Genomic DNA, 6,807 nt, shown 5'->3' with positions numbered 1-6,807 from the left:
CATTATCAGTTATACTAGTAGACATGGGTAAGGTCTCCTCTTCTTAGTTTTTGTCGTGATTAACTAAAGGGTAGGATAACCTTACCTTTCCTATTTATTCATCTTACACAGACTATTGTACGTCATCGCTGAGTTGAATCGGTTAGCGGGTTGTGCCTGTAATCCGGGATGAGCGATAAGCTTTATTAGTCAATCCGAAAATCAACATTCCTGCTCCTTCCCTCTTCTAAAGTATCTAGGGGAAATCTTTTTCAAAACGTCAAAAGGCAAGCAACATTTTACCTGCTCACCTTTTCCATGCAAATATATCCGAATCATTCTTTTATCAATAGCGATAGTAACCGTATGGCGGGTATGGATAGTATGGTGGATAAGGATAATATGGTGGCGGCCCCCCAATGCCGTCAAGTAACAATCCTGTTGCCAATCCTCCTAAAAATGGGATTCCAAATCCAAACACTGGATTTCCATAAAACGGGCCATGGTGATAAGGGCGTCTGAATTCATGGTTATAGCCTTGGCTACTATATCCTGCATCATTATAAAATGTGTATGGATGCATGCCTAGCTGATTTTCTGAATACAAATTTATTTCATTCATTCCATTGCTCTCCTCTCTGAATCATTCCTTACCAAGATATGCATTCGTCTAGAAAAATGATAATTTCATTACTTTTCTATATGGAAAGAAGTTATGCAGGTCTTTCTCTAAAAAACATTCTATCTCCATATCTCTTGGCAGTACTCACTAACAGAAAAACCTCATCCTATAGAGTTGAAGCAACAATTACAAAATTAAATCAAGAGCGCAAAGCTCCCCCTGTAGAGGCTCGAGCTTCCTGTTTAGGCGGACATGGGCTGAACTTCCTTTTCACTCCAAAACAAAAAATCAAAGGCTGCTATCCGGCCTTTGATTTTTTAATTAAGTGTTTCATAATCCATATACATTTTTGATAGCTTGGCTTAAAATATCAACTCCATGTATCAGTGCATCTTCATTAAACTTCATATTAGGATGATGGAGGCCAGGTCCGAGGTCACAGCCAAGCCCCAACATCGTCGCTTTTAATTCTGGTTTTTTAATCGTGTAGAAATGGAAATCATCTCCGCCCGGCGTGACTAAGTCTTCTTTCAAATTTGCTTCTCCTAAAACTTCTCCTATCGCTTCTTTCATTATTTGAATCGCTGTATCATTTGTCTCAGCGGCAACAATAGATGACTCTTTCGTGTATTCGATATCCACCCCATGTAAATCCTTAGCCGTTTCTAAAATTTGAATTACTTTTTTCTCCAGTTCGTTCATTACCTGATTTGTCTGGGCACGTAAATCTAAACTAAAACTTGCATTTCCAGGGATAATATTAGAACTTTTTCCTCCCGCTTGGAACTTAGTCATTTTTACAGAATGCGGTACTCTCGGATCTAAATGAACCTGAGAGAGCATCTGAACAATATGTGCACCGACTTCAATCGCATTGGCGTTTAAATGTGGACGTGCACCATGCGCATCCTCGCCTTTTATCGCTGCTTCAAAAGAGATTGCTGCTCCATGTACAATAACAGGTGCTGCTTTTCCCATGGCCACTTCTTGTTTCGGCCTTAGGTGAACGCCAAACAAATAATCGACGTCCTCTACAACACCTTGCTCTATCATTTTTAATGCGCCATTACCGTGTTCTTCCGCAGGCTGAAAAATAAATTTTACAGCCACCTGCTCTTTTAAATTTGGAATTTGGGTCAGTTTCCATAGTACCCCAAGTACCATCGACATATGCGCATCATGACCGCAAGAATGATTCGCTTGAAATGTCCCATTCACTTCCTGCCATAATGCATCCATATCGGCGCGAATTCCTACAACAGGGAGCCCTTTGCTAAAATCACCAAATTTACCGATTACACCAGTATGCTCTTTAAAAACTTCTACCTTACAACCTGCTTCTTCTAGCTTTCTTTTTATAAATTTGGTGGTTTCTACTTCTTCCCAGCTGATTTCCGCATGATTGTGTAAATAATGAAAATGGTCTTTTACTTGTTTTTCAATCGAACTTGTCATGATTTTCGCCATCCTTTATTACGCTTTATTTAGAAATTAATTCAAAAAAGTTGTAGAATTCCCTTTCCCGTTGCGTCACTTTTATTGGTCTTTTTGAACATCCTTTATAAAGTAATTAAATGTCGGTGCCTTATTTTCTTTGTCTGTAACCTTTCGAATTATTTCATCTACAATTGCATTTACGAGAGAAATACTGATCGGTCCTTTTTGTAAAAGGGAATCTCCAGAATGTGCTGAATGAATAGGAAGGGTCATATCTGCAAACGGTACAGTTGGCGCAGCTAAAGAATCAGTAATCACAATCACTTTGATTCCTTTTTGCTGTGCATCTTTAGCTAATTGAATCGTATCTACCGCATAGCGATAAAATGAAAATACAATTAATGCTGATTTTGCAGGTAAAAAGTCGAGCACCCCAGCATCACTCTCCGGTCGAAACAGACTGACATTGCCGATAATATAGTTTAAGTTGAAATACAGCCAATGTGCATAACTAAAGGAATGATAAAATCCCGCGACGACAATTCGTTCACTTTGCAATATCGTATTTACTACTTTTTCTAATTGCTCCGTATCAAGGTGTTTTTGCAGCCTCCGGAGATTCTCAATATCTGCTTCAATCGAATCATGAAAGGTACTAAAAGGCTTTTCGTCTGCTGATTGAGACAGATTCAACAGATTATTCCTTACTTCCTTCTGCAGTTCTGCATAGCCTCTATAACCAATTGCATGACAAAAACGATGCACCATCGTCTCACTGACACCAATCATTTTCCCTACTGTTTTGGCAGGATGTGTGGCAAATGCAATCGGTTCATTTAAAAGATGATCCGCAACTTTTTGCAGCCCCTTCGTTAATATCGGCAAATTTGCTTTTATGCGCTCCTGATATGAAGTGTCCATTCTATTCATCCCTTTTTTGAAGTGTAAACAATTATTTTTAATTGATTTAAAGTATAGACTTCATTATAATAGAATGCAATGTTTAGTCAATAACAAAGGAGCCCTTTTTTATGAAAATTACAGAAATAACAATGCATCGTTTGAACATGCGAATGAAAAATCCATTTACAACAAGTTTTGGAACAGAGCAAGACCGTGAATTTATTATTTTAGAAGCAAAAGACGAAGACGGAACAATCGGTTGGGGTGAGTGCGTCACTTCTGAATCTCCACTGTATATTGAAGAATTTACGAAAGCTGCATGGGTGATGCTGGAAGAATACTTAATTCCACTTACATTAGGCCGTGAAATCAATCATCCGGATGAACTAACTGATTTGTTTGAACCATTCAAACGCAATAATTTAGCAAAAGCAGCCATTGATGCAGCTGCTTGGGATATCTACGCAAAGCAACAAGGCATCTCCTTAGCTGAAGCCATTGGCGGGGACAGAACAGAAATTGAAGTTGGCGTCAGTCTAGGCATTGAAGATGATATAGAACGCCTTCTTCAAAATATAAGCGAGAAAACAGAGGAAGGCTATAAACGGATTAAAGTAAAAATTAAACCTGGAAAAGACGTCGAAGTAGTGAAAGAAATTCGTAACCATTTTCCTGACATTCCATTAATGGTGGATGCAAACTCTGCTTATACGCTAGATGATATTGAAACGCTTAAACAATTAGACCCATTTAATTTAATGATGATTGAACAACCCTTAACAGCCGGAGATCTAATAGATCACGCCGAATTGCAAAAACATATTCAAACACCTATCTGCCTTGATGAAAGCATTCATTCCTATGACGATGCCAGACAAGCTATTCAGATTGGCAGCGGGAAGATCATTAATATGAAGGTAGGTCGTGTTGGCGGTATAACCACCATGAAACGAATTCATGAATTATGTAAAGAAGCGGACATCCCAATGTGGTGTGGCGGCATGCTCGAATCCGGTGTAGGCCGTGCCCATAATATTGCTATCACTTCCCTTTCTGCATTTACTTTACCTGGAGATACAGCCGCTTCCTCACGCTATTGGGATGAAGATATTATTGATCCTGAAGTAACTGTAACCGACGGATTTGTGCAAGTTCCAACTTCCCCAGGAATCGGTTATGCAGTAAATCGAGATAAATTAGCGAAATATACCGTTCAAAAACAGACATTTAAAATGTAGAATCAAAATTGGAGAAGAGTCAAAAAGGTGCTTAGCCTATTTGCAAAAGGGCTATCCACCTAGAATGACTCTTCTTTTTCTATTATAAATATATCATGTTATTTCTTAGATAGTACATACTATAAAAAACAGCATTTTTATAATAAAAAGGGATATTCCAGCTTTATTAGAGCGAAATGAACAAAACTTGATTCGAGCACTTTTCCCAGATTTGGAGCGGATTCTGACTTGATTCGAGCGCTCTTCCCGGATTTGGAGCGGGTTCTGGCTTGGTTCGAGCGCTTTCCCCAGATTTGGAGCGCCTTATACCTTGGTTCGAGCGCTTTCCCCAGATTTGGAGCGAGTTCTGACTTGGTTCGAGCGCTTTTCCCGGATTTGGAGCGGGGTCTCATCTGGTTCGAATGCTTCCTCTTGATTTGGAGCGGGTTCTGACTTGGTTCGAGCGCTTCCTCAGGTTTTGGAGCGCCTTATACCTTGGTTCGAGCGCTTCCTCAGGTTTTGGAGCGGATTCTGGCTTGGTTCGAGCGCTTTCCTAGAATTTCGAGCGGCTTCCCAATATCTTGACACGGATATAATTATGCAAAATAAGTATAGCGTTTTGAAGCAACTCTCTTGAAATAATAAAGAAATCGTTGTATAGTTTAATCCGTACTATTTTCATTGGAATTATTAGGAACATCTAAAAGGAGGATAATACCAAATGGATACTTGGTTTATTGTATTAAATATTATTGTTTTATTAGCATTAATTGGTTTACTTATTTATATGCAGAAAAAACATGTTTCTTTTGCCAAGCGCGTATTTACAGGAATGGGGCTTGGAATTGTTTTAGGAGTTCTTTTCCAGGTTATTTATGGACAAGAATCAGATGTTGTTGCTGGAACATTGGATTGGTACAGCATTGTCGGCAGCGGATATATTCGCTTCTTGATGCTAATTGTTGTTCCGCTTGTAATGGTTTCTATTATTCGTGCCATTATTAATCTGAATGAAACGAAACAACTTGGAAAAATGGCTGGCTGGGTAATTGGTGTTCTTATTTCTACAACGCTTGTTGCAGCAGCTGTCGGTATTGGGACCTCTCTCCTCTTTGATTTGAATGCAGAGCAAATTGAAGCAGGGCATGAAGAGACGGAACGTGGCGCTTCGTTGGAGGAAAGTTTTGACTCGATGGCAGAACAAACAACACCGCAGCGTATCATTAACTTTATTCCAAGTAATATCTTCTTAGATATGACTGGAGAACGTTCAACTTCGGTTATTGCAATTGTTATCTTCTCTCTTCTTGTAGGAATTGCCACGCTTGGAGTGAGCAGAAAACAACCGGAGCAGGCAGAAATATTTACGAAAATCGTCAACTCTGTCTTCACCATTGTGATGCGTCTTGTAACATTAATTTTACGTCTAACTCCTTTTGGGGTATTAGCTTTAATGACAAACATGGTTGCTACGACAAACTTTGCAGGTATTGTTCAGCTAGGTAAATTCGTCATTGCTTCTTATGTAGCAATGATTGTGATGCTTCTTATCCATATGTTAATTATTAGTGGATTTAAATTAAACCCAGTTACGTTTATGAAAAAAGTATTCCCAGTACTCGGATTTGCCTTCACTTCCCGTTCAAGCGCAGGTTCAATCCCATTAAACGTCTATGCACAGAAAAGTGCACTTGGTGTAGATGACGGAGCTGCAAATATGTCTGCATCGTTCGGAGCAACAATGGGGCAAAATGCTTGTGCAGGTATTTATCCAGCAATGCTCGCGGTGATGATTGCGCCGACTGTGGGTATCGATCCATTGTCTATCGAATTTATTATTCAACTCGTATTAATTACAGCTATCAGTTCCTTTGGTGTTGCTGGTGTTGGCGGTGGAGCAACATTTGCTGCGATTATCGTCCTCTCTTCTATGGGATTGCCAATTGCCCTAGCTGGATTGCTTATTACAGTTGAACCGCTCATCGATATGGGCCGTACAGCAGTCAATGTAAATGGAAGCATGGTATCAGGTACGGTAACTTCCAAAGTACTTGGTAACTTAGATGAATCGACATTTAATAATAAAGAAGCTGTTGTAGAAAGTACAGGAATTTAACGAAACGGGGCATACGCCAAACCTTTATGCATATCCCTTCGTTGTATTGTTAAAGTAGAAAGTAGTTATTAAAGAAAAAGCAGCTATCTCTAGATTTCTTGGAGATAGCTGCTTTTTTAGTATATGTTCTATGTTCGATCTACCATCAAGCTCTTATTTCAGTAAAACAAACGAACAATATGTATACCAGCCCACGCTGTTAAGATACTTAGCAAGACAGAAGTCGCCATATACCAGAAAGCTGTCTGCCACTGCTTATCCAAAAGTAAATCAATTACTTCCTTTCCAAAGGTAGAAAAAGTGGTGTATCCGCCACAAAAACCAATGCCTAAAAGAAGCCAAAGCAGCAATGATAATTCACCTTGTGCATAAAGTCCATATAGAATCCCTAATAAGAATGAACCTGAAATATTGATGAAGCCTGTTCCAATTGGAAAATATATCCCTTTCCTCTCCTTTAGCGGTTTCATATATTCGCTGATTATATAACGCAGCAATGCGCCAACTGCACCGCCCATACCTACGAAAATCAC

General features: G+C 39.3%; 6 protein-coding genes. 2 read left to right on the top strand and 4 right to left on the bottom strand.

The window, feature by feature from the left end:
• Positions 1 to 325: 325 nt before the first annotated feature.
• The 3 genes from KI343_RS13830 to KI343_RS13820 all read right to left on the bottom strand — a co-directional run bounded on the left by KI343_RS13830 (position 326) and on the right by KI343_RS13820 (position 2,959).
• Positions 326 to 601 (bottom strand): hypothetical protein, encoded by a 276-nt coding sequence (locus KI343_RS13830; RefSeq protein ID WP_212927016.1) that lies wholly within the window; start codon positions 599 to 601, stop codon positions 326 to 328.
• 330 nt (positions 602 to 931) lie between these two features.
• Complete coding sequence (locus KI343_RS13825) at positions 932 to 2,056, bottom strand: M20 peptidase aminoacylase family protein (RefSeq protein ID WP_244856956.1); 1,125 nt, start codon at positions 2,054 to 2,056, stop codon at positions 932 to 934.
• Positions 2,057 to 2,137: 81 nt separating this feature from the next.
• The gene (locus KI343_RS13820) at positions 2,138 to 2,959 is read right to left on the bottom strand and encodes a MurR/RpiR family transcriptional regulator (protein WP_212927008.1); all 822 of its coding nucleotides are present in this window, start codon (positions 2,957 to 2,959) and stop codon (positions 2,138 to 2,140) included.
• A gap of 110 nt (positions 2,960 to 3,069) precedes the next feature.
• On the opposite strand from KI343_RS13820, the gene menC reads away from it, so the two are divergent.
• Together menC and KI343_RS13810 are read left to right on the top strand one after the other, a co-directional pair.
• On the top strand, positions 3,070 to 4,179 hold the full coding sequence (gene menC / locus KI343_RS13815) for an o-succinylbenzoate synthase (RefSeq protein ID WP_212927007.1): 1,110 nt from the start codon (positions 3,070 to 3,072) through the stop codon (positions 4,177 to 4,179).
• Between the two features lie 700 nt (positions 4,180 to 4,879).
• On the top strand, positions 4,880 to 6,274 hold the full coding sequence (locus KI343_RS13810) for an L-cystine transporter (protein WP_212927006.1): 1,395 nt from the start codon (positions 4,880 to 4,882) through the stop codon (positions 6,272 to 6,274).
• Between the two features lie 158 nt (positions 6,275 to 6,432).
• On the opposite strand, the gene crcB is transcribed toward KI343_RS13810, so the two are convergent.
• Positions 6,433 to 6,807, bottom strand: a complete 375-nt coding sequence (gene crcB, locus KI343_RS13805; RefSeq protein ID WP_244856954.1) for a fluoride efflux transporter CrcB — start codon at positions 6,805 to 6,807, stop codon at positions 6,433 to 6,435.

The sequence above is a fragment of the Oceanobacillus sp. J11TS1 genome, from assembly GCF_018333215.1.
Taxonomy (GTDB): Bacteria; Bacillota; Bacilli; order Bacillales; family Amphibacillaceae; genus Oceanobacillus.
The sequence above is the reverse complement of the archived record's forward strand: the minus strand, read 5'-3'. Positions and strand labels throughout refer to the sequence as shown.

What these genes read in the sequence shown, in the direction of transcription:
- KI343_RS13825 (WP_244856956.1), bottom strand. Translation starts at nt 2,056, where the DNA reads ATGACAAGTTCGATTGAAAAACAAGTAAAAGACCATTTTCATTATTTA.
- menC (WP_212927007.1), top strand. Translation starts at nt 3,070, where the DNA reads ATGAAAATTACAGAAATAACAATGCATCGTTTGAACATGCGAATGAAA.
- KI343_RS13820 (WP_212927008.1), bottom strand. Translation starts at nt 2,959, where the DNA reads ATGGACACTTCATATCAGGAGCGCATAAAAGCAAATTTGCCGATATTA.
- KI343_RS13810 (WP_212927006.1), top strand. Translation starts at nt 4,880, where the DNA reads ATGGATACTTGGTTTATTGTATTAAATATTATTGTTTTATTAGCATTA.
- KI343_RS13830 (WP_212927016.1), bottom strand. Translation starts at nt 601, where the DNA reads ATGAATGAAATAAATTTGTATTCAGAAAATCAGCTAGGCATGCATCCA.